This is a genomic window from Ensifer sp. Root423 (assembly GCF_001426275.1).
Taxonomy (GTDB): Bacteria; Pseudomonadota; Alphaproteobacteria; order Rhizobiales; family Rhizobiaceae; genus Ensifer; species Ensifer adhaerens.
This window is the reverse complement of record NZ_LMEG01000016.1, coordinates 169,764-189,634: the sequence shown is the minus strand read 5'-3', so window position 1 is coordinate 189,634 and position 19,871 is coordinate 169,764. Positions and strand designations below refer to the sequence as shown.

General features: G+C 62.4%; 15 protein-coding genes and 2 pseudogenes. 12 read left to right on the top strand and 5 right to left on the bottom strand.

Annotation, left to right across the window (positions count from 1 at the left end; all coding sequences use genetic code 11):
* The first annotated feature begins 21 nt into the window (after positions 1 to 21).
* Positions 22 to 1,347 (top strand): GTPase HflX, encoded by a 1,326-nt coding sequence (gene hflX, locus ASD01_RS17225; protein WP_034796024.1) that lies wholly within the window; start codon positions 22 to 24, stop codon positions 1,345 to 1,347.
* A gap of 89 nt (positions 1,348 to 1,436) precedes the next feature.
* Here the strand turns inward: hflX and mazG are convergent, their stop codons facing one another.
* A complete protein-coding gene (gene mazG, locus ASD01_RS17220) occupies positions 1,437 to 2,270 on the bottom strand; it encodes a nucleoside triphosphate pyrophosphohydrolase (RefSeq protein WP_034795753.1) in 834 nt (277 codons plus the stop codon).
* Positions 2,271 to 2,275: 5 nt separating this feature from the next.
* Positions 2,276 to 2,863: a deaminase gene (locus tag ASD01_RS17215; protein ID WP_034795738.1), complete on the bottom strand. Its 588-nt coding sequence runs from the start codon at positions 2,861 to 2,863 to the stop codon at positions 2,276 to 2,278.
* A 230-nt stretch (positions 2,864 to 3,093) separates the two neighbouring features.
* Here ASD01_RS17215 and cysG point away from each other — a divergent pair, with 230 nt between their 5' ends.
* From cysG to ASD01_RS17185, 6 genes are all read left to right on the top strand, one after another.
* The gene (cysG, locus tag ASD01_RS17210) at positions 3,094 to 4,554 is read left to right on the top strand and encodes a siroheme synthase CysG (RefSeq protein ID WP_034795735.1); all 1,461 of its coding nucleotides are present in this window, start codon (positions 3,094 to 3,096) and stop codon (positions 4,552 to 4,554) included.
* A 10-nt stretch (positions 4,555 to 4,564) separates the two neighbouring features.
* Positions 4,565 to 4,879 carry a DUF2849 domain-containing protein gene (locus ASD01_RS17205; RefSeq protein ID WP_034795732.1) on the top strand — a complete coding sequence of 105 codons (315 nt, stop codon included), beginning with the start codon at positions 4,565 to 4,567 and terminating at the stop codon, positions 4,877 to 4,879.
* A gap of 14 nt (positions 4,880 to 4,893) precedes the next feature.
* On the top strand, positions 4,894 to 6,564 hold the full coding sequence (locus ASD01_RS17200; protein ID WP_034795728.1) for a nitrite/sulfite reductase: 1,671 nt from the start codon (positions 4,894 to 4,896) through the stop codon (positions 6,562 to 6,564).
* 17 nt (positions 6,565 to 6,581) lie between these two features.
* The gene (locus ASD01_RS17195; protein ID WP_034795725.1) at positions 6,582 to 7,082 is read left to right on the top strand and encodes a DUF934 domain-containing protein; all 501 of its coding nucleotides are present in this window, start codon (positions 6,582 to 6,584) and stop codon (positions 7,080 to 7,082) included.
* A 147-nt stretch (positions 7,083 to 7,229) separates the two neighbouring features.
* Entirely contained in the window at positions 7,230 to 8,042 is an 813-nt protein-coding gene (locus tag ASD01_RS17190; protein ID WP_034795721.1) for a ferredoxin--NADP reductase, read from the top strand.
* A 258-nt stretch (positions 8,043 to 8,300) separates the two neighbouring features.
* Entirely contained in the window at positions 8,301 to 9,821 is a 1,521-nt protein-coding gene (locus ASD01_RS17185) for an acetyl-CoA hydrolase/transferase family protein (protein WP_034795713.1), read from the top strand.
* A gap of 69 nt (positions 9,822 to 9,890) precedes the next feature.
* Here the strand turns inward: ASD01_RS17185 and ASD01_RS17180 are convergent, their stop codons facing one another.
* Complete coding sequence (locus tag ASD01_RS17180; protein ID WP_034795711.1) at positions 9,891 to 10,508, bottom strand: GntR family transcriptional regulator; 618 nt, start codon at positions 10,506 to 10,508, stop codon at positions 9,891 to 9,893.
* A 370-nt stretch (positions 10,509 to 10,878) separates the two neighbouring features.
* Between ASD01_RS17180 and ASD01_RS17175 the strand changes: the two genes are divergently transcribed.
* The 5 genes from ASD01_RS17175 (at position 10,879) to ASD01_RS17155 (ending at position 19,393) form a co-directional block, all read left to right on the top strand.
* Positions 10,879 to 12,138, top strand: coding sequence for a ferredoxin reductase family protein (locus ASD01_RS17175; RefSeq protein ID WP_034795708.1), 1,260 nt, complete (start codon positions 10,879 to 10,881; stop codon positions 12,136 to 12,138).
* A gap of 47 nt (positions 12,139 to 12,185) precedes the next feature.
* Positions 12,186 to 15,413: a c-type cytochrome gene (locus ASD01_RS17170; RefSeq protein ID WP_060644189.1), complete on the top strand. Its 3,228-nt coding sequence runs from the start codon at positions 12,186 to 12,188 to the stop codon at positions 15,411 to 15,413.
* A gap of 10 nt (positions 15,414 to 15,423) precedes the next feature.
* The gene (locus ASD01_RS17165; protein ID WP_034795701.1) at positions 15,424 to 16,323 is read left to right on the top strand and encodes an OmpA family protein; all 900 of its coding nucleotides are present in this window, start codon (positions 15,424 to 15,426) and stop codon (positions 16,321 to 16,323) included.
* Positions 16,320 to 17,873: a caspase family protein gene (locus ASD01_RS17160; protein ID WP_082572996.1), complete on the top strand. Its 1,554-nt coding sequence runs from the start codon at positions 16,320 to 16,322 to the stop codon at positions 17,871 to 17,873. The genes ASD01_RS17165 and ASD01_RS17160 overlap by 4 nt, the downstream gene beginning before the upstream one ends.
* 89 nt (positions 17,874 to 17,962) lie before the next feature.
* On the top strand, positions 17,963 to 19,393 hold the full coding sequence (locus ASD01_RS17155) for a caspase family protein (RefSeq protein WP_034795696.1): 1,431 nt from the start codon (positions 17,963 to 17,965) through the stop codon (positions 19,391 to 19,393).
* A 72-nt stretch (positions 19,394 to 19,465) separates the two neighbouring features.
* On the opposite strand, the pseudogene ASD01_RS36040 reads toward ASD01_RS17155, so the two are convergent.
* Positions 19,466 to 19,643 (bottom strand): annotated as a pseudogene (locus ASD01_RS36040) (amino acid ABC transporter ATP-binding protein); the annotation flags it as partial.
* 1 nt (position 19,644) lies between these two features.
* Positions 19,645 to 19,871 (bottom strand): annotated as a pseudogene (locus tag ASD01_RS36035) (AAA family ATPase); the annotation flags it as partial.

Sequence of the window (19,871 nt, the reverse complement as noted above, 5' to 3'; positions counted from 1 at the left end):
CTCGAGAAGCTCCGCGACGACATGCGCGCGGTCGTCATCGTTCCAGTCTTGAAAAAGACCGGACGGCAGTCCGCAGATATGCTCTCGACCACCACGACGCGCTCGGACGAAAGTCGCCTCGAAGAGGCGACCGGTCTCGCCATGGCGATCGATCTTGAGGTCGTGCATGGCGCCATCGTTCCGGTGGCGCAGCCGAAGCCGGGCACCTTGCTTGGTACCGGCAAGATCGAAGAGATTGGCCACATCCTCGTCGAGCTCGATGCCGGTCTTGTCATCGTCGACCATCCGCTGACGCCGGTGCAACAGCGCAATCTCGAGAAGGAATGGAACGCCAAGGTCATTGACCGTACGGGCCTCATTCTCGAAATCTTCGGCCGCCGCGCCTCCACCAAGGAAGGCACGCTGCAGGTCGATCTCGCGCATCTCAACTATCAGAAGGGCCGCCTGGTCCGAAGCTGGACCCACCTTGAGCGCCAGCGCGGCGGTGGCGGCTTCATGGGCGGTCCGGGTGAAACCCAGATCGAAGCGGACCGGCGCTTGCTGCAGGATCGCATCGTCAAGCTCGAGCGCGAGTTGGAGCAGGTGCGCCGCACACGGCAGTTGCATCGCTCTAAGCGCAAGAAGGTACCGCACCCGATCGTCGCCCTCGTCGGCTACACCAATGCCGGCAAGTCGACGCTGTTCAACCGCATGACCGGGGCAGGCGTTCTGGCCGAGGATATGCTGTTTGCGACGCTCGACCCGACGCTTCGGCGGCTGAAGCTGCCGCATGGCCGGATGGTCATCCTCTCCGACACTGTCGGCTTCATTTCCGACCTGCCGACCCATCTCGTAGCCGCGTTTCGCGCGACGCTGGAAGAGGTGCTGGAGGCGGATCTGATCCTGCATGTCCGCGACCTCTCGGACCCGGACAACCAGGCACAAGCAAGCGACGTTCTCAGAATCCTGTCCGATCTCGGCATCGACGAGAAGGAAGCCTCCGAGCGCCTGATCGAGGTCTGGAACAAGATCGACCGGTTGGATGACGAATCACGCGAGGCATTGCGCGGCAAAGCGGCGACGTCCAACAACACGGTTGCCGTTTCCGCGATCACCGGTGACGGCGTCGACGAACTGCTCGGCGAAATCGGCCGTCGTCTTTCCGGCGTCCTGACGGAATGCACTGTCGTTCTCGGCATCGATCAGCTGCAGCTTCTGCCCTGGGTCTACCAGCACGCGATCGTCGACGGTCGCGAAGACCTGGAAGACGGGCGTGTGAGCCTTGATCTCAGGTTGACCGAGAACGAGGCCTCCGAGCTGGAGCGTCGCCTTGGAAACGGGCCGAAGCCCGTCGAGGAAGACTGGTAAGCCGTAGCTTTCCAGGGGTCGGCGGCTAGCGGGCTGTCGGCCTCAGCTTTGGGAAAGGGGACGTATGGCGGGCACGCGTCCCGCTCGTTCTAGCCCAGCTGTCGCTCGATCGCCTTGGCTGCCTGCCAGAGCTCTTCCATCCGCTCCAGCGTTGCCTCATCCAGCGTCTCGCCGGCCGCGCCGAGTTCCCGCTCGATATGGGCGAAGCGGCGGCGGAATTTGGTGTTGGTGCCGCGAAGCGCCATCTCCGGATCGGTGCCGACATGGCGCCCGATGTTCACCACGGCAAAGATCAGGTCGCCCAGTTCGTCGCTGACTTTGGCGCGGTCCTTTTCTCGCAGAGCCTGGCGCAACTCGCCGATTTCCTCCTCGATCTTGTCGAGGATCGGTTCCGGCTCCGACCAGTCGAAGCCGACTTTTGCGGCGCGCTCCTGCAGCTTCAGGGCTTCTACGAGCGCCGGAAATGAGCGCTGCACCGAGCCCAAATGGTTTGCGGCTGCATCAGGCGCGAGGCCGCGCTTGGCGCGCTTTTCTTGCCGCTCGGCCTTTTCGGCCTGCTTGATCTCATCCCATTGCAGCTTCACCGCCTCGGGCGTATCGGCGTCGGAGCGGGCAAAGACATGCGGGTGCCGGCGGATCATCTTGCGGGTCACCGCCTCAACGACGTCGCCGAAAGCGAAGTCGCCGGCCTCTTCGGCCATACGGGCGTGGAAGACCACCTGCAGCAGCAGGTCGCCGAGCTCGTCGCAGAGGTCGTGCATGTCACCGCGCTCAATGGCGTCGGCAACCTCATAGGCCTCTTCGATCGTATAGGGCTTGATGGTCTCGAAGGTCTGGACGATGTCCCAGGGGCAGCCGGTCTCGGGCTGGCGGAGCGCCGCCATGATGTCGAGCAGGCGCGTTATGTCGCGTGAAGGTTCCATGGATCTCAGTTCAGCGGAATGGCGTTGTCGTCCTTACCCGACTGGTAGCTGTCGGAAAGGCTCTGGTAGCGGGCGCGGATGCGGGCATCCTGGGCGGAAAGCCGATCGCGGGTTTCGGCATCGGCGTCTTTCGAGAGTGCAGCAATCGAGGCCGAGTGCCAGAAGGCGTTGTCTTGCGCGTAGCCACCCGGTTCCAGCCGGAAGACCTCCTTCAGAATTTTGAGGTCGTGCGGGATCGCGAACGCGTCGCGCGAATCCTCGTGGCTGAAGAAATAGTAGAAATTGTCGAAGCCGGCCCAGGTGATGGCAGAAAGGCACATGGAGCAGGGCTCGTGCGTCGAGAGGAAGATGAGGTCGCGCGTGTCCGGTTTCTCCGCCATCTCGTAGAAACGCTTCAGCGTGTGCACTTCGCCGTGCCAGAGCGGATTTTCCGTCTCGTTGTTGGTTTCGGCAAGCACCAGCGACAGATCGGACTTGCGCAGGATCGCTGCGCCGAAGACCTTGTTGCCGGCGGCAACACCCTTTTCGGTAAGCGGCAGGATATCCTGCTCGATGACGGTCAAAAGCCGTTCGGCGAGTTCGGGTTTTGTCATGTCTTGGGCCTCCGGCAGGTCGTTGACGGCATTTAACGGAGGTTACCCATGCGGCGCAATGGCCGCGCCAAGGTCGGCGATTGAACAGGCTCGGAGATATTTGCTCAAAATGGTGCACCGCCGAGCAAAACAATACGTGCCTGGAAAGGCATTGAAATTTCTGTTCCTTCAATTGTCGTGCGCCATAAGGGATATTCGCCGCAGCCTGTAGAAGGAACGACCGCCAGACCATGTCGCAGCAGCTCGCCGTTTTCCCCGCATTCTTTCGCGTCGCGCAAAAGCGCGTGGCGGTTTTCGGCAATGGCGACGAAGCCTTTGCCAAGGTGCGGCTGCTGCTGAACACCGAAGCGTCGATCGTCGTCTTCGCCGACGCGCCGGAAGCGGAGTTCGCACAATACCTTCGTGACCGTGGGATCGAACATGTCGCGGCCGCCTTCGCACCCGAGCAGCTCGACGGCGCTATTCTCGTTTTTGCCGCCACCGGCAATGCCGTCGAGGATCAGCGCATCGTCCTTGCAGCGCGTGAACGCAAGATCCCGGCAAATGCCGTCGACCAGCCCGACTTCTGCGACTTCTTCACGCCGGCGCTCGTGAACCGTGCCCCCGTTGCAGTCGCCATCGGGACCGAAGGGGCAGGACCCGTTCTGGCGCAGATGATCCGTGCGCAGATAGATCAGCTGCTGTCCCCCTCGCTCGGCGTCGTTGCTTCGCTTGCCGCGAGCTATCGCGAGGCCGTCGATCGCCTGGTGCCGCGCGGCGTTGCCCGCCGCATGTTCTGGCGCCGGTTTTTCCAGGGGCCGGTGGCAGACAAGGTCGCCGGCGGCGATCTGGCTGCTGCCCGCCGTGAGGCTTCGCGTCTGCTCGATGCGCCCGAGAAGGCGAGGGGCCATGTCTGGCTCGTCGGTGCCGGTCCAGGCGCTGAAGACCTGCTGACGCTCCGCGCCCAGCGCGTGATGATGGAAGCCGATGCGATCGTTTATGATGCGCTGGTGCCGCAGACGATCGTTGATATGGGTCGTCGTGACGCCGAGCGCCTGTCGGTCGGCAAGCGCAAGGGCTGCCACACCAAGTCCCAAGACGAGATCAACCAGCTGCTGGTGACGCTGGCTGCCGAAGGCAAGCGCGTCGTCCGTCTGAAGTCCGGAGATCCTTTGGTTTATGGCCGCGCCGGCGAAGAGATGGCGGCGATGCGCGAAGCCGGTATCAGCTATGAGATCGTCCCGGGTATCACTTCGGCCTTCGCCGCGGCGGCCGATTTTGAACTGCCGCTGACGCTTCGCGGTGTTGCCTCCTCGCTGGTCTTCACGACCGGCCACGATCTGACCGGCGAAGTCCTGCCCGATTGGGCGCGGCTTGCCGTCTCGGGCGCAACGATCGCCGTCTACATGGGGCGCACTGTTGCGGCGTCGGTCGCCGGTCGTCTGATGCAGGCAGGTCTTCCGCCGGAAACGACGGTTGCCGTCATCGAGAATGCCAGCCGCGCCGATCGCCGCCTGCTGCACGGCACGCTGAAGGACCTTCCGGATCTCGAAAACCGCAGCGAGCTTGCAGGTCCGGTCATGGTCATCATCGGCGATGCCGTCGCCGGCGCCAATTTCGAGCGGTCCGAACCGCTTGTCGCAGGCAAGGCACGTGGCGAGAAGAAAAACATTGAAGCCGCTTTCGGGCGCGACGAACAGATTTTGAACTGAGGAAGAGGTCATGGTGAGTAAGGTTTTGACGGCAAATCGACTTTCGGACGGCATTTCCGTCTGGCTGGATGCCGCGGGCAACTGGGTCGAGCAGCTTCAGGATGCCTTCATCGCTCGCCATGCCGAGGCCGTGACGGCGCTCGAAGCCACCGGTAAGCAGGCGTTCGATGACAACAAGGTCGTCGATGCCAACGTCGTCGACGTCGAAGAGATCAACGGCACACTTCGCCCGCTGCGCATGCGCGAGCGCATCCGCGCTGAAGGCCCCTCGATCCCCTACGCTGCCGGCTACAATGGCCTTTCCGGCCCGAAACACGCTGCCTGAGGAACCGATACCCGATGTACCGTTACGATGAATTCGACCACGCCTTCGTTTCCTCCCGCGTCGAACAGTTCCGCGATCAGGTCGAGCGGCGACTGAGTGGCGAGCTTGCCGAAGACGCCTTCAAGCCGCTGCGCCTGATGAACGGCGTCTACCTGCAGCTTCACGCCTATATGCTGCGCGTCGCCATTCCCTATGGCACGCTGTCGAGCCGCCAGATGCGCATGCTCGCCCATATCGCGCGCAAATATGACCGCGGCTACGGCCACTTCACCACGCGCCAGAACATCCAGTACAACTGGCCGCGTCTGTCCGACACGCCGGATATCTTGCAAGAGCTCGCAAGCGTCGAGATGCATGCGCTCCAGACCTCGGGCAACTGCATTCGCAATGTGACCGCCGATCACTTTGCCGGCGCGGCCGCCGATGAGGTCGCAGACCCAAGGCCTTACGCCGAGATCTTGAGACAGTGGTCGAGCGTACATCCGGAATTCTCGTTCCTGCCGCGCAAGTTCAAGATCGCCGTCACTGGCGCTGAGCGCGACCGCGCCGCAATCCAGGTCCATGATATCGGTCTGCACCTGAAGAAGGACGAAAACGGCCGCATCGGCTTTGCCGTCTATGTCGGCGGTGGTCAGGGCCGCACGCCGATGATCGCCAAGAAGATCCGCGACTTCCTGCCGGAGGAGGACCTGTTGTCCTACACGACGGCGATCATGCGCGTGTACAACCTGCACGGCCGCCGCGACAACAAGTACAAGGCCCGCATCAAGATCCTCGTACACGAGACCGGCGCCGAAGAATTGTCGCGTCAGGTCGAAGTCGAGTTCGCGGCCCTCAAGGACACCGAGCTGAAGCTGCCGGAGACCGACATCCAGGCGATCTCCACCTATTTCGCACCACCGGCCCTCGAAAACCGTGCTGAAGGCTGGGAGAGCCTCGCGCGCTGGAAGAAGACCGATCCCGAGTTTGCCCGTTGGGTGCAGCAGAATGTGCAGCCGCACAAGCACCCGGACTACGGCATGGTGACGATCTCGCTGAAGCCGATCGGCGGCATTCCGGGCGACGCCAGCGACGCGCAGATGGATGCCGTTGCCGATATCGCCGAGGAATACGCCTTCGACGAAATCCGAGTCAGCCACGAACAGAACCTGATCCTGCCGCATGTGGCGCTGGCCGATCTCGAGCCGGTCTACCGCGCGCTGGTCGCCTCAGGTCTTGCCACTGCCAATGCCGGCCTGATCACGGATATCATCGCCTGTCCTGGGCTGGACTACTGCGCGCTTGCCAATGCGCGCTCCATCCCCGTGGCGCAGGAAATTTCGACCCGCTTCGGTTCGCCCGAGCGTCAGGCCGAGATCGGTGAGTTGAAGATCAAGATCTCCGGCTGCATCAATGCCTGCGGTCATCACCATGTCGGCCATATCGGGCTGCTTGGCGTTGAAAAGAAGGGTGCGGAACTCTATCAGATTACGCTTGGTGGCTCCGGCGACGAAAACACCTCGATTGGCGAGATCATCGGCCGCGGCTTCGAACCGGAGAAGGTGACCGACGCCGTCGAGACCATCGTCGACACCTACTTGGGACTGCGCCGCGACGGTCAAGAGACCTTCCTCGAAGCCTATCGCCGCGTCGGCCCACAACCCTTCAAGGATGCGCTCTACGGCAGCGCGCAGGAAGCTGCCTGAGGCGCTGAGGAACGGAAATGACGAAAATCTGGAAGGAAACCGGTTTCGTGGGCGATGATCCCTGGGTCATCGAGACGGAGGAAACCAAGGCAGGCTCGAACGAGAAGGCGATCGTCGGTCTCGACGCATTCCTGGCCAAGGTTGCAGACAGCGACGAAACCGGTCTTGGCGTGGTCATCGCGCCGGCAGACGACGTGACGAAGCTCGCACCGCACCTTGATCGCCTTGCGCTGGTCGCCGTCGCGTTCCCGGCGTTCAATGACGGCCGCGCCTTCAGCCATGCGTCGCTGCTGCGCGCGCGCCTTGGCTTTACCGGCGAGGTGAGGGCGGTCGGCGACGTGCTGATCGACCAGATCCCGCTGATGCTGCGCTGTGGCGTCGAAAGCTTCGCTGTCAGCAATGCGACGGCGCTGAAGCGTTTGTCCGAAGGACGCCTGCCGGGCATTGCTGTGCACTACCAGCCGACCGCCAAGCCCTCGACCGATGCTAAATCCTATAGCTGGCGCCGGGTGTCATAGGGTAGGGTTGGCCGCGACAGTGTGAAGCACGCCGAAATCCCCAAAAGCGACTATATTTGGAAGAGATTTCCTTTCAACAAGGCGCAGCTTGGAATATCGGCTTATTGTTGATAGACAGGGTCATCATTTACAGGACTTGTAGCTAAGATGAATGCTCCGGCAAAAACGGAAGATTTCGCGATCCAGGCACCGGCAGGCGTCTACGTCGAGACGGTGACCAGCGTTGAACACTATACGGATCGGCTCTTCCGCTTCCGCATGACCCGCCCTGCCGAATTCCGCTTCCGCTCGGGCGAATTCGCGATGATCGGCCTAATGGTCGGCGACAAGCCGGTCTATCGCGCCTATTCGATCGCTAGCCCCGCCTGGGACGAAGAACTCGAGTTCTTCTCGATCAAGGTGCCGGATGGCCCGCTGACCTCGCACCTGCAGGGGATCAAGCCGGGCGACAAGGTGCTGATGCGCAAGAAGCCGACCGGTACGCTGGTGCTCGACGCGCTCGTTCCCGGGCGCCGTCTCTACATGTTCTCGACCGGCACCGGCATTGCGCCCTTTGCAAGCCTGATCCGCGATCCCGAGACCTATGAAAAATTCGAGGAAGTGATCCTCACCCATACCTGCCGCGATGTTGCCGAACTGAAATACGGCTTCGATCTGGTCGAGGAAATCCGGAACCATGAGTTCCTGAACGAGATTGTCGGCGACAAGCTGCGCCACTACGCGACGGTGACCCGCGAAGACTTCCCGTTCAAGGGCCGCATTACCGACCTGATGGTAAACGGCAAGTTCTTCTCCGATCTCGGTCTGCCGCCGCTCGATCCGGCTGTCGATCGCGGCATGATCTGCGGCTCGACCGCGATGCTGAAGGACACCAAGGAAATCCTCGAGGCCGCTGGTCTCACCGAAGGTGCCAACAACAAGCCGGCCGAATTCGTGATCGAACGCGCCTTCGTCGGCTGACCCTTTTTTGTGCAGTTTATCGTTAGAGGGGCGCGCCAAGGGTGCGCCCCGCGTCGTTTAAGGCGAAATGCCATCGAGCTATGCGTCGGCGGTAGTTCCGCCTTGCCCATTCTGCGTACCGCCCTGCGGTCCGAGCGGCTATCGTGCTCCTGCAAATCTTCATAGCGTGCGCACGCAGACATGCGAAAATAAGCGCACGACGAACCAAGCCCGCGCCGTCCTGATATGAGCCTCGTGGGCCATTTCTGGGAGTGCCCGATGAGTCATGTTCCGCCAACCGACCTGGAAGCCAGGATCCGCTGCAAATCGCTGCGTGATCGCATCGCTACGCCGGAAGAGGCGGCCGCGCTGATCAAGGACGGCATGACCATCGGCATGAGCGGCTTCACCAAGGCCGGTGACGCGAAGGCCGTGCCGCTTGCCATGGCCGAACGGGCCGCACGGGAGAAGTTTCGCATCACGCTGATGACGGGCGCCTCGCTCGGTCATGACATCGACAAGACGCTGACAGAGGCGGGTGTTCTTGCCCGGCGCCTGCCGTTCCAGTCGGACCCGGTTCTGCGAGCGGCGATCAACCGCGGCGAGGTGATGTTCATCGATCAGCATCTCTCGGAAACCGTCGAGCAGTTGCGGTCCGGCCAGATCAGCCCGATCGACTATGCAGTGGTCGAGGCGGTGGCGATCACCGAAGACGGCGGCATCGTTCCGTCGACATCGGTCGGCAATTCGGCAAGCTTCGCGATCCTGGCGAAGAAGGTGATCGTCGAGCTCAATCTCAGCCACAGTCCCGAACTCGAAGGCCTGCACGATATCTTCATTCCGGCGAAGCGACCGAGCCGCACGCCGATCCCGGTCGTTGCCTGCGATAGCCGTGCGGGCTCGCCCTACATTCCTGTCGATCCGGAAAAGATCGTCGCAATCGTCGTCACCGAGAAAGAGGACAGCGCCGCACGGATCTCTCCGCCGGATGCGGAGACGACGGCGATCGCCGGCCATCTGATCGCCTTCTTGCAGGAGGAGGTGCGCAAGGGCCGCCTCGACATGACGCTCAACCCGCTGCAGGCGGGCATCGGCGTCATCGCCAATTCGGTGCTGAGCGGCCTGGTCGACAGTCCGTTCCATGATCTGCGTATGTATAGCGAGGTGCTGCAAGACAGCACGTTCGAGCTTTTCGAGGCCGGCAAGCTGAGCTTCGCCTCGGCCTCGTCGATGACGCTTTCCAGCGCCTGGGCTGATCGCGTGTTCCGCAACATCCGCGCCTACAAGGACAAGCTGGTGCTGCGGCCGCAGGAGGTGAGCAATCATCCGGAGATCATTCGGCGCCTCGGTGTCATCGGCATCAACACGGCGCTCGAATTCGATATCTACGGCAACGTCAACTCGACCCATGTCGGCGGTACCGACATGATGAACGGTATCGGCGGCTCCGGCGATTTCGCCCGCAACGCCTTCCTGTCGATCTTCGTCGCCAAGTCGGTTGCCAAGGGCGGGGCGATATCGTCTGTCGTGCCGATGGTGTCCCATGTCGACCACACGGAGCACGACGTCGATATTCTGGTGACCGAGCATGGTCTTGCAGATCTGCGCGGCCTGGCGCCGCGGGAGCGCGCACCCGTCATCATCGAAAACTGCTGCCACCCGGCCTATCGGGAGCTTTTGTCGGATTACTTCAATCGTGCGGTCGCCACCCGTGGCGGACAGACCCCGCATATTCTGGAAGAGGCTTTCGACTGGCATGTGCGCCGGCTGAAGACCGGCAGCATGATGCCGACGGCCTGAAGTGTGTTGAAGAAACAACCGTGAAAGCAATCGCTTGCCGTTGTTTCTTCTCGTGCAGGCAAGGTTTCTTCAGGCGTCTGATAGATAGCTCATCAGGTCCGCCATCGCGGCCGACGCGCCTTCAGCGTCGGCCCGCTCGATCGCATCGATCACCGTGACATGGCGGCGGACCGATCCGGCCATCTTTTCAGGCGAGGACGAAGCAAACCAGATGCGGCGCGCATGTGTCTGCAGCGGGGCAAGTGCTGCGGTCAGGAACCGGTTGGGGCAGGCTTCTTCCATCAGTTCGTCGAACACCTTGTCGGCGACGAGAAAGCCCTCCATTTCGCCCGCATCAAGACAGGTGGCCATCTCCGCACCGCAAGCTTTCATCGCGCTTCGCTCCTCGGCGCTTGCGTGCGTTGCGACGAGGGCGGCGGCAAGCGGCTCCAGTTTCTGGCGCGTCTGCATGACATGCACCTGGTCGTCCGGCCGGATCGTGGTGATTTGCAAGCCGACACGGGGACGGATATCCATGAGACCCTGCCAGGCCAGCTTCTGGATCGCCTCGCGAACCGGTGTTCGCCCAAGCCCGGCAAGTTCGATCAACTGCCTCTCGGTGACCAGGGCGCCGGGCTCGAGCTTCAGAGTGACGATCAGGCGTTCGAGCGCGAGATAGGCGAGGTGAGCCTGAGATTGCGGTGACATGCCGTTCCTTTGGTTCTGATATATCAGTAGCTTGCACGATTTCATACAACCAGGCAAGCGCGCCGGTTGCCTGGCTTTGTGCAGGTCAAAGGGGGTGGTTTGCCTATGTGATCAATAAAATAAGCGAATGCTTAAAAAATACGAATTTCAAAGGCATGAATAAACGAACCTCATAGGACGTTTCCAATAGGAATCGTGTTGACGAACCGAGAGGTGCTTGCCACTCTCCCAACAAAGGCCCGGCGTGAAAGAGGCGCGTGGGTCGTTGCGGCAAGAAGCTGGTTGCATGTTTCCTTGGTCGCTAGGGATCGAAGGCAACAGGCACAAGGCAAGGCAACAACCGTCAGCCATCGGCGTTGAGGGGCGCAAGATGCAAGTGGGCGCGTTTCTGGTCTGGTCCTTGATGGCATTTGCGGCGCTGCTGGCCGTACCCGCAGTCAGTCACACCAATGCATTGACGACATTTTCGCTGATGGCGTCGTCGGCGGCCTTTGTCGGCATGGCCGTCGCGCAGTTCATGGCCGCGCGCCCGCCGTTCGTCGAGGCTCTCTTCGGGGGGCTCGACCGTGTCTATCATTTTCATCGCAGGATAGGCATCTCGGTGCTGTGCCTCATCCTCGTGCACTATTTCCTGAAACCAGACTTCAAGGGCCTGGCGCTGACGAGCGGTCTGAACCAGCTTGCTGCATCCGCCGGCAAATATGCCTTTTACGGTTTCGTCGTGCTGCTCGTTCTCAGTATCGTCAAGATCATACCGCGGACGAAGATCGAGATCCCCTACCATCTGTGGCGCTACACGCACCGCTTCATCGGCCTGCTCTTCGTGATGGTCGCCTTCCACCAGATGTTCATCAAGCGCCCCTATGACGGTACCGCGCTTCTGGCGGTCTACCTCAACGCCTTCGCAGCACTTGGCATCCTGAGCTACACCTATACCCAGCTGCTGCCCTGGCTCCGAACCCGCGGCTACGAAGTCTTCGATGTCGCCCGGGAGGACGGGGCGACGGTGATTGCGGCGCGGCCGCTGCGCCGTGCCTTGCGCGCCAAGCCCGGGCAATTCGGTTTTCTGCGGGTGCTGAAGCCTGGGCTGCGCGAGCCGCATCCGTTTACGATCGCTGGTATCGAGCCCGACGGGGTCGTGCGCTTCGCGATCAAGCCGCTTGGCGACTACACCCAGGCCCTGCGCGACGGAATCGCTGTCGGCGACCGGTTGAAGCTCGAGGGTGGCTATGGCCGCTTCAACCACCGCCGTGGCGGCAAGAAGCAGATCTGGCTCGCCGGCGGCATCGGCGTTACACCGTTCCTGGCGATGGCGCGGCATCTCAATGGCGACGAGGGGCAGGACATCCACATGGTCTATTGCGTGCGCGACCGGCGCGAGGCGATCGGGCTGGAGACCTTCGAGGGGCAGGCCGGAAAGCTCGGCAACTTCACTTTTGTCCTGCACGATTCCTCCGTGGACGGGCGCCTGGATGCGGCCAAGCTCGCGAACGGTAGCGCGATCGATCCGGCGGAAGCCGATCTGTGGTTTTGCGGCCCGCCACCTCTCAGGGAGGCGATCGTCAAAGGTCTGAAAGATCTCGGCAAGCGGCCGAAGCGGGTTGAATTCGAGCGATTTCAGTTTCGATAGTGCAGCGGATTTCAGTAGCGATTCTATTGTTTTAGGGAGTGGGTTTCATGCGCGGTCTGCAGAGAAAGCGAGAAGGCGCCTCGTCATTGTCCGGTCTTGGCCGCGGATATTGGGCCGTTTCATTTGCGGCGCTGGTCGCAGTCTCGCTCTGTCCCGCTGGTGCCTCGGCGCGCGATGCCTTCGCTGAGGATGCCTTCTCCACCTACAAGGCCAACGTCGACAACGGCAAATACATGTTCAACGCCGCAGGCTGCGGCGCCTGCCACGGCTCCGGCGACAACACCGAACTGCTCTCCGGCGGCATGGAGATGAAGACGGCGATCGGCACCTTCTATGCGCCGAACATTTCGCCGCACGCCAATGGCATCGGCGGCTGGACCAATGCGCAGTTTCTGAATGCGGTTCTGGTCGGTCTCGATCGCGAGGGCAACAACCTCTATCCGGTTATGCCCTACACCTCCTATGGCGGCATGAAGCCGGAGGATGCGCTCGACATCAAAGCCTATATCGAGACGTTACCCCAGGCGGATGCAGTGTCGAAAGAGGATGAGATTGCTTTTCCGTTCAGTCGTCAGACGACGATCACGCTCTGGAAGCGCAGCCACTTCACGGTGCCGGCCTACCAGCCGCGCGAGGAGACGCAAGCCGAGCGCGGCCGCTATCTGGTCGAGAATGTCGGCGGCTGCGGCGATTGCCACACACCGCGCACCACGACCTATGGGCTCGACCTGGAGCGCGCCTATGAGGGCGAAAAGGATTTGAGCGGCGCGGTCGCGCCCGACATCAGCAAGACGAAGATGGCCGGTCTTGCCTCGCCCGACGTTTTCACCAGGGGCCTGATCGAGGAAGGCAAGAAGCTCTCGGGCGCGCCGATCAGCGATCCGGTGATGCGGCGTATAGCCAAGGGGCTGAGCGTTCTTTCTGACGACGATCGCCGCGCGATCTATGCCTTCCTTGCCGATCGTGAAGTGAAGGCCCCCGCGCCGGTGGCGCAGTCGGTCACGGCCGTCTGCAAGGAGAATACGGCGACCGAAGCGCTGGGCGGCGGCAATGCGGCGCTGGCGCAGCAGGCCGATGCCTTCATCGGCAGATACTGCCGCAACTGTCACGGGCCGGGCGAAAGTTCGCAGGGGAGCTACCCGGCGGGCGAACTCGCCTCGATTGCCGCCGACGCAAACTTCGTGACCCCCGGAGATGCCTCGAAGTCACGGCTCTACGCGACTGTGGTCAGCGGCCGCATGCCGCTTGGCAAGCGCCCCTCTGCCGAAGAGATCAAGGTGCTGGAGGACTGGATCAACGCACTGAACGAAAAGAGCCTGCCGCAGACGGTGGCCGCAAAACCGGCGCGCGCCCGCCCGATGTTGGGTTATGGCCAGTTCGTCGATGCGGCGCTGAAGGACATCGAGACGGTCAGTGCCCTCGACCGCCCCTACATGCGCTACTTTTCCTATCGCGACCAGTACAACGGCATGATGGGCTGCGAGGACGACCAGACCTTCATGAAGCGCATGGACGTGCTTGCCGGCGGCTTTAAGAAGTTGCTGAATTCGCTGTCCTACGGGCCAAAGCTGGTGCTTCCGACAGAGGTCGACGGCACCAATGGCTTGCTGGTGCGCGTTGATCTGCGCGAACTGCAATGGGACGCGGCGGACTATGACTTCCTGATCAAACGCTATTTCTATGGGATTGATCCCGAGAGCGATGCGTCGCTTTCGGCCCTTTCGAAGGAAACGGCGACGCAACTGCCGATCATGCGGGTCGACTGGTTCATGAGCAACGGCGCGCGCCCGGAGATCTACAACCGGCTGATGAAGTTGCCGACCGAGATCGCCGAACTCGAAAAGCGCTTCAAGATCGACGTGGCCGGCAACATTCGCAGGCGCGATGTGTTGCGGGCCGGTTTCGCCGACGGCTCGTCCGGGGTTTCCGACCACAACCGCATGCTCGAACGGCACGACATGCCGTTCGGCGGCTACTACTGGAAGTCCTATGATTTCGGCGGCGACATCGGCAAGCAGGTGCTGAAGCGCTTCCCGCACGGGCCTCGGGAATTGGCACCGCTCGACGCGGGCCTCGTGCCCTTCGAGCACGACGGCGGCGAAATGATCTTCTCGTTGCCGAACGGCCTGCAGGGCTACTACCTCTCGACGTCAGCAGGAAAGCAGCTTGATGTCGGGCCGACCACCATCGTGTCCTTCCGCAAGCGCCCGATCGGCAAGGGCGTCGAGATCATCAACGCGCGGTCCTGTGTCGATTGCCACGCCGATGGCATCCTTTCGAAACGCGATCAGCTGCGCGAGCAGATCGAGACGTCGACGCTGTTCAGCAAGGACCAACAGGACGTGCTGCTTGCCATGTATGTGAAGCAGGAGGAACTGGACGAAACCTATCGCAAGGACCGCGAGCGCTTCGTCAACGCGTTGAAGGTGCTGGGCATCACGGAGCCGACGCCCGATGGGGGCCTCCAGAGCAAGCATGCGCCGGGCGAGGCGGAGCTCATCACCTACTTTGCCGACAAGTACGAAGACGAGCTCGACTTCGATGCCCTGGCGGCCGAGTTTGACATGACGCCCAAGCAATTCTCAGAAACGATCAAGCGGGTGACAAACACCGATGTCCTGCGCCTCGGGCTCGACTGGGTGACGACGCTGGAAGCGGGCGGAACCATTCCGCGCAACGAGGTCGAGCAACAATATGCATTGCTGATGGCGCCGCTAACCCAGCGCCGTCCGCTCGACACGACGGCGATCGTCATTGCCGGTTCCGAGCCGATGGTGGACGACAGGCCGCAGTCGGTCGCGGCCGCCGTGCCGGACTATCGCAAGGAGGATGCGGGGACTGGCCACAAGCTCGAGCTGGCCCTGAACGTGAAGTCGACGACGGCGAAGGTTGGCGACGAGCTTTCCTTCGAACTCAGCGCCAACCAGGCCTGCGAGCTGCAAATCCTCTATGTCGAGGAGAACGGCAACGTCGAGGTCATCCCGGACGTGATGATCGGCAACACCACGCTTAAGCCGGGCGAGAGACGCCTGATCCCGCAGCCGGGCACGGGCACGCTCACCTTCGACACACCTGCGCCCGCCGAAACGATGCTGGCCTTCTGCCGTGCCGGCGGGCTCGGTGACCAGAAGCTGACGGTGGAGAAGGCACGCCAATATGTCGCGACGTCGCGGTTGCCGCCGACACGGGGACTCGCGATCAACCTGGCCAAGCGGGCGCAGGGTGACGCGGGTGCCAGCAGTGTTCAGATGGTGACGTTCGAGATCAAGGATTGATGGTCGAGTCATGGTTCAGCTACGAGCATTTCTCCTCGCTTCGGCGGTTCTGGCGGTCTTCACCGCGCCGGTCATGGCCTGCGACGGTCTTCGCCTGGCCTCCGAGGCGCTGAACCGCGCCGACGAGGCCGGCACTAAGGTGGCGGCCGACCCCGTAAACATGAAGGGTTGCTCGGCGACCGAGATCGCGCTCACCCGGCGCATCGCGGCGCTCGCAACCTTCAACCGGGTTGCAGCGGCAGTGGGGCAAGGCGCGAAGCTTGAAACCTTCGAAGCGGAACTGACGGCCGCAAGCCGCGACGCCGGCGGCCCCTGGCAGATCCTCGATGCGCTCGGCGATATCAAGCGTGAGCGCAAGGATTACGACGCCGCGGCGACCTCCTATCAGCAAGCGCTGGAAGATGCGGCAAACGAGGAACTGACACCGGATTGGATGGCGCCGGACAAGGCCTACATCGAGCGGCTGGACCGCCTGGCTTCGGAAATGCGGCTCGCTGCAACCAAGCCGGTCAAGCTCGTCGCGCGCGGCGCCTGCAAGTTCTCCTATCGCGGTGTTTCGATCCGGAAAAAGGCGACGCCGGTGCGCTACGTCTTCGGCACGGCCGAGTTTACGCCCGAAGGCCTCGAGTCGGCCAGGGACCTGTTCGAGTGCCTGAAGTCGGCAAAGCCGGCCGCGATCACCCTGATCGGTCACACCGATCCGGTAGGTACCCCCGAGGCGAACATGGCGCTCTCGCTCGCCCGTGCAAAAGCGTTGGCTCAATACCTCGTCGACGCCGGTTATCCCGGCACCTGCACGGTTGTCGGCAGGGGCGAGGACGAACCGTTCAAACCCGATGATCCGACCGCCTATAGCGAGGAGATGTTGCACCAGCTCGACCGGCGCGTGGATGTGGATGTGGGGAAATGACAGTGCTGTGCAGAACCCTGCTTGCGATGAGCTTGCTCGCATTGCCGGCGGCCCCGGCGATGGCCTCGACCTCGGCGCTGGTCGTCGGGGTGGACAAGTATCCGCACGAAGTAAGCCTCGATGGTGCCGTCCGCGATGCGCAAGACGTCACGCAGGCGCTGAAGGCGGCGGATGTCGCCCCGATCCGCCAATTCATCAACGAACAGGCGACCAAGGATGCAATCCGTGCGGCCTGGGGCGAGCTTGTGGCGGCCGCTGAGCGCGGCGATACGATCGTCTTCACCTATGCCGGGCACGGTGCGCAGATGCCGGAGCTGGTCGCCGGCAGTGAGGAGGACGGGCTCGACGAATTCCTGGAGTTGCCGGGCTTCGACCGGGCGCGTGCTGAGGAGACGGCGAGCGAAATCATCGTCGACAACGAGCTCAGCGCCTGGTTCGCGGAGGCGGAAGCCAAGGGCATTCATGTCCTGTTCGTCTCCGACAGCTGTTATTCAGGCGGCATGAACCGCTCGATCTCCGGCAAGACGCGGCTGGCGCCGATGGTGCGCGCCAAGCTGCCGCCGCCATCCAAGGAGGCGCTGTCCGGCGCCAAGGTGAGGGACGTGGAGCTGTCGCAGGTGACGATCCTCGCCGCATCGCTCGAAAGCCAGCCGACCCCGGAAGTGGTTATCGGCGGCGAGCCCCGCGGCGCCCTGAGCTGGAGTTTTGCCCGTGCGTTGGAAGGCGCCGCCGATCGCGATGGCGACGGGCGGATTTCGCGGGTCGAACTCGAAGACTACGTGTTTTCCAACGTCAAGCTGCAGTCGGAAGCCCTGCAGGTGCCGAACTTCACGCCGCAACTGGCGCGCTCCGACAAGGAAATCGTGCTGTCCCTGCCGCGTAGCGCCAAGGTCGGCGTGGCGCCAACAGTGAGCGGCACGAAGCATGCACTGAAGTCGCCGCGCGAAACCGGATGGACGGGCAATTTGCCATTGAGCGTCGTCGGTGACATGCCTGATCTTGCCAATATCGGTGGCGACGGCGTGCCCTACCGGTGGGAGGCGACATCCGGTGTCTTCTATACGCCGAACGGGGACGTCGCCGCGGAACATGTCGCGCCCAAAAGGCTCCAGGGCGTGGTCGACAAATTCATCCTGGTGGATTTTCTGAAAGCACTTGCGGCGCAGAGCCCGGGAGCCGTTTCGCTGAAGCCCGTCAAGGACATCTACTTTGCCGGCGACCGCCTGAACGTCGAGGCGCCGCAGGGCGGCTATGCCAACATGCTGGTCTTCAACCTCGCCAATACCGGCGAAGCACAACTGCTCGACGTGCAGATTGCCGGCAGCGAAAGCCATGCCTTCAAGCTGCGTGACCTGGAGGTGGTCAAGCCCTTCGGTGCGGACCATCTGGTCGTCATCGCGACCAATGCGCCTGTCGACGCGATCGCGGCCGCCTTTGCCAATTCGGACCTCGACGCAGCGGCCTTGCTGCGCTTGCTCGAAACGCGCCTGGAAGGGAGTGAGAGTACGATCGCGGTTCAACCGCTTTACACGAGAGGTCAGGGCCAATGAGCATGGGCGCCAGATCGCGAGTGCCGTTCCTTCACGCCCTTGCGTGTTTCATGCTGCTGGCTGCTCCTGCGGTCGCCGGAGATCGGGCTTTGCTGATCGGGGTCGGCAACTATCAGAATCTGCCGACCGAGTTTTCCCTGCCCGGACCGGCGAACGATCTGGTCGCGATGCAAAGGCTGCTCACGGAACGGCTCGGCTTCGACAGTGCCTCGATCCGCGTGCTGAAGGACGGGCAGGCGACCAGAGCTGAAATCCTGTCATCCATGAACGGCTGGCTTGTCGATGCGACGAAGCCCGGCGATCGCGTCTATCTCTATTTTTCAGGCCACGGCCTGCAGGTGAAGGATGCGGATGGCGACGAAGCGGATGGGCTGGATGAAGCGATTGCGCCTGCCGACATTGCCGCCGGTGAAACGGACTGGCAAGGCGCTGTCCTCGACGACGAGATCGATGCGGTGCTGGAGCGCCTGAAGGGGCGCGCTGTGACGGTCGTGATCGACGCCTGTCACTCCGGCACGATCTCCCGGTCGCTGTCCGAGGACATCAAAAAGCCTATCGACGGCGCCCGCTTTCTCCCGCGTCCCGATGCCAAGCCGGTCGAGCAAGCGCTGACCCGCGGCCTTAGGATTGATCTTGCCCTCGTCGACAAGCCGAAGCTCGTCGATGCCGGGGTGACCGCCTGGAGTGCGGCGGCGCCCTATCAGGTCGCCTGGGACGATGTCCGGCTACCGACAGCGGATCGGCACGGGGTTTTCACCGCAGCCTTCGTCGCCGGCCAGACCGGCGACGCTGCCGATGGCAATGGCAACGGATTGACGAGCAACGCCGAGCTTCTTGGATATGTAAAGGCGCAATCTGCCTCCTACTGCGCCTTGCAGGAGCAATGCGGCAATCTCGACCCGCAGTTGGAAGGCAGACCCGAGGCGCTCGGCGACAGCGCGATGGTGCCGGAAAAGCGCGATGCGGATGGCAGCGGGCAGGGTGCGTATACCATTACTCCGAATGCAGCGGTGCCGAGCTATCAGGCGGCCAACCCCATCGATGCCGTCGGTGATATCATCGGCAAGAGCGAAGCCGGCGATGTCATGCTCTCTATCGACAAGCCGACCACCATGAAGGCCGGCGAAGTCTTCAAACTGACGGTCAACAGCCACACGGCCGGCAATCTCCTGATTTTCGACGTCAACAGCCAGGGCAATGCAACACAGATTTTCCCGAACGAGTTCGCGCAAAAGATCACGACGTTGGCGCCGGACGTGCCGCTGACCTTGCCGGATGAATATTACGGCTTCGATTTCGAGGCCTCGGGCGAGGGGGACGGCATTTTCGTGGCGCTTGTCGTCAGCGATGCTGTCGACTTGAGCGATCTTGCGCCGATATCGCGGGGCCTCAAGGTGGAGGTCGATGCGCGCGAGACCTTGAGCGAGATCATCGCGCGGCTGCAGAAGAACTGGACCGAAGATCTCGACACGCGCGGAATCCATTGGTCAGTCGGCACCCTGCGCTATCGCGTCGAGTAGGATCGATAACGGACAGAACGAAAAAACCCGCCTCGATGAGGCGGGCTTCTTTTTGTGTCGTCTCGTCCGGTTCTAGTGCAGGATCTGGCTGAGGAAGAGCTTGGTGCGCTCGTGCTGCGGATTGTCGAAGAACTCAGCCGGCGAGTTCTGCTCGACGATCTGGCCCTGGTCCATGAAGATCACGCGGTTGGCGACCTGGCGGGCGAAGCCCATTTCGTGGGTCACGCACAGCATGGTCATGCCTTCTTCGNTCGACGATCTGGCCCTGGTCCATGAAGATCACGCGGTTGGCGACCTGGCGGGCGAAGCCCATTTCGTGGGTCACGCACAGCATGGTCATGCCTTCTTCGGCGAGCGACACCATGGTGTCGAGCACTTCCTTGACCATTTCCGGGTCGAGCGCCGAGGTCGGCTCATCGAAGAGCAGGATCTTCGGCTTCATGCACAGCGAGCGGGCGATCGCCACGCGCTGCTGCTG

Excerpts from the sequence above, each read along its gene's own strand:
- hflX (WP_034796024.1), top strand. The coding sequence starts at position 22 with ATGCGCGCGGTCGTCATCGTTCCAGTCTTGAAAAAGACCGGACGGCAG.
- mazG (WP_034795753.1), bottom strand. The coding sequence starts at position 2,270 with ATGGAACCTTCACGCGACATAACGCGCCTGCTCGACATCATGGCGGCG.
- ASD01_RS17215 (WP_034795738.1), bottom strand. The coding sequence starts at position 2,863 with ATGACAAAACCCGAACTCGCCGAACGGCTTTTGACCGTCATCGAGCAG.
- cysG (WP_034795735.1), top strand. The coding sequence starts at position 3,094 with ATGTCGCAGCAGCTCGCCGTTTTCCCCGCATTCTTTCGCGTCGCGCAA.
- ASD01_RS17205 (WP_034795732.1), top strand. The coding sequence starts at position 4,565 with ATGGTGAGTAAGGTTTTGACGGCAAATCGACTTTCGGACGGCATTTCC.
- ASD01_RS17200 (WP_034795728.1), top strand. The coding sequence starts at position 4,894 with ATGTACCGTTACGATGAATTCGACCACGCCTTCGTTTCCTCCCGCGTC.
- ASD01_RS17195 (WP_034795725.1), top strand. The coding sequence starts at position 6,582 with ATGACGAAAATCTGGAAGGAAACCGGTTTCGTGGGCGATGATCCCTGG.
- ASD01_RS17190 (WP_034795721.1), top strand. The coding sequence starts at position 7,230 with ATGAATGCTCCGGCAAAAACGGAAGATTTCGCGATCCAGGCACCGGCA.
- ASD01_RS17185 (WP_034795713.1), top strand. The coding sequence starts at position 8,301 with ATGAGTCATGTTCCGCCAACCGACCTGGAAGCCAGGATCCGCTGCAAA.
- ASD01_RS17180 (WP_034795711.1), bottom strand. The coding sequence starts at position 10,508 with ATGTCACCGCAATCTCAGGCTCACCTCGCCTATCTCGCGCTCGAACGC.
- ASD01_RS17175 (WP_034795708.1), top strand. The coding sequence starts at position 10,879 with ATGCAAGTGGGCGCGTTTCTGGTCTGGTCCTTGATGGCATTTGCGGCG.
- ASD01_RS17170 (WP_060644189.1), top strand. The coding sequence starts at position 12,186 with ATGCGCGGTCTGCAGAGAAAGCGAGAAGGCGCCTCGTCATTGTCCGGT.
- ASD01_RS17165 (WP_034795701.1), top strand. The coding sequence starts at position 15,424 with ATGGTTCAGCTACGAGCATTTCTCCTCGCTTCGGCGGTTCTGGCGGTC.
- ASD01_RS17160 (WP_082572996.1), top strand. The coding sequence starts at position 16,320 with ATGACAGTGCTGTGCAGAACCCTGCTTGCGATGAGCTTGCTCGCATTG.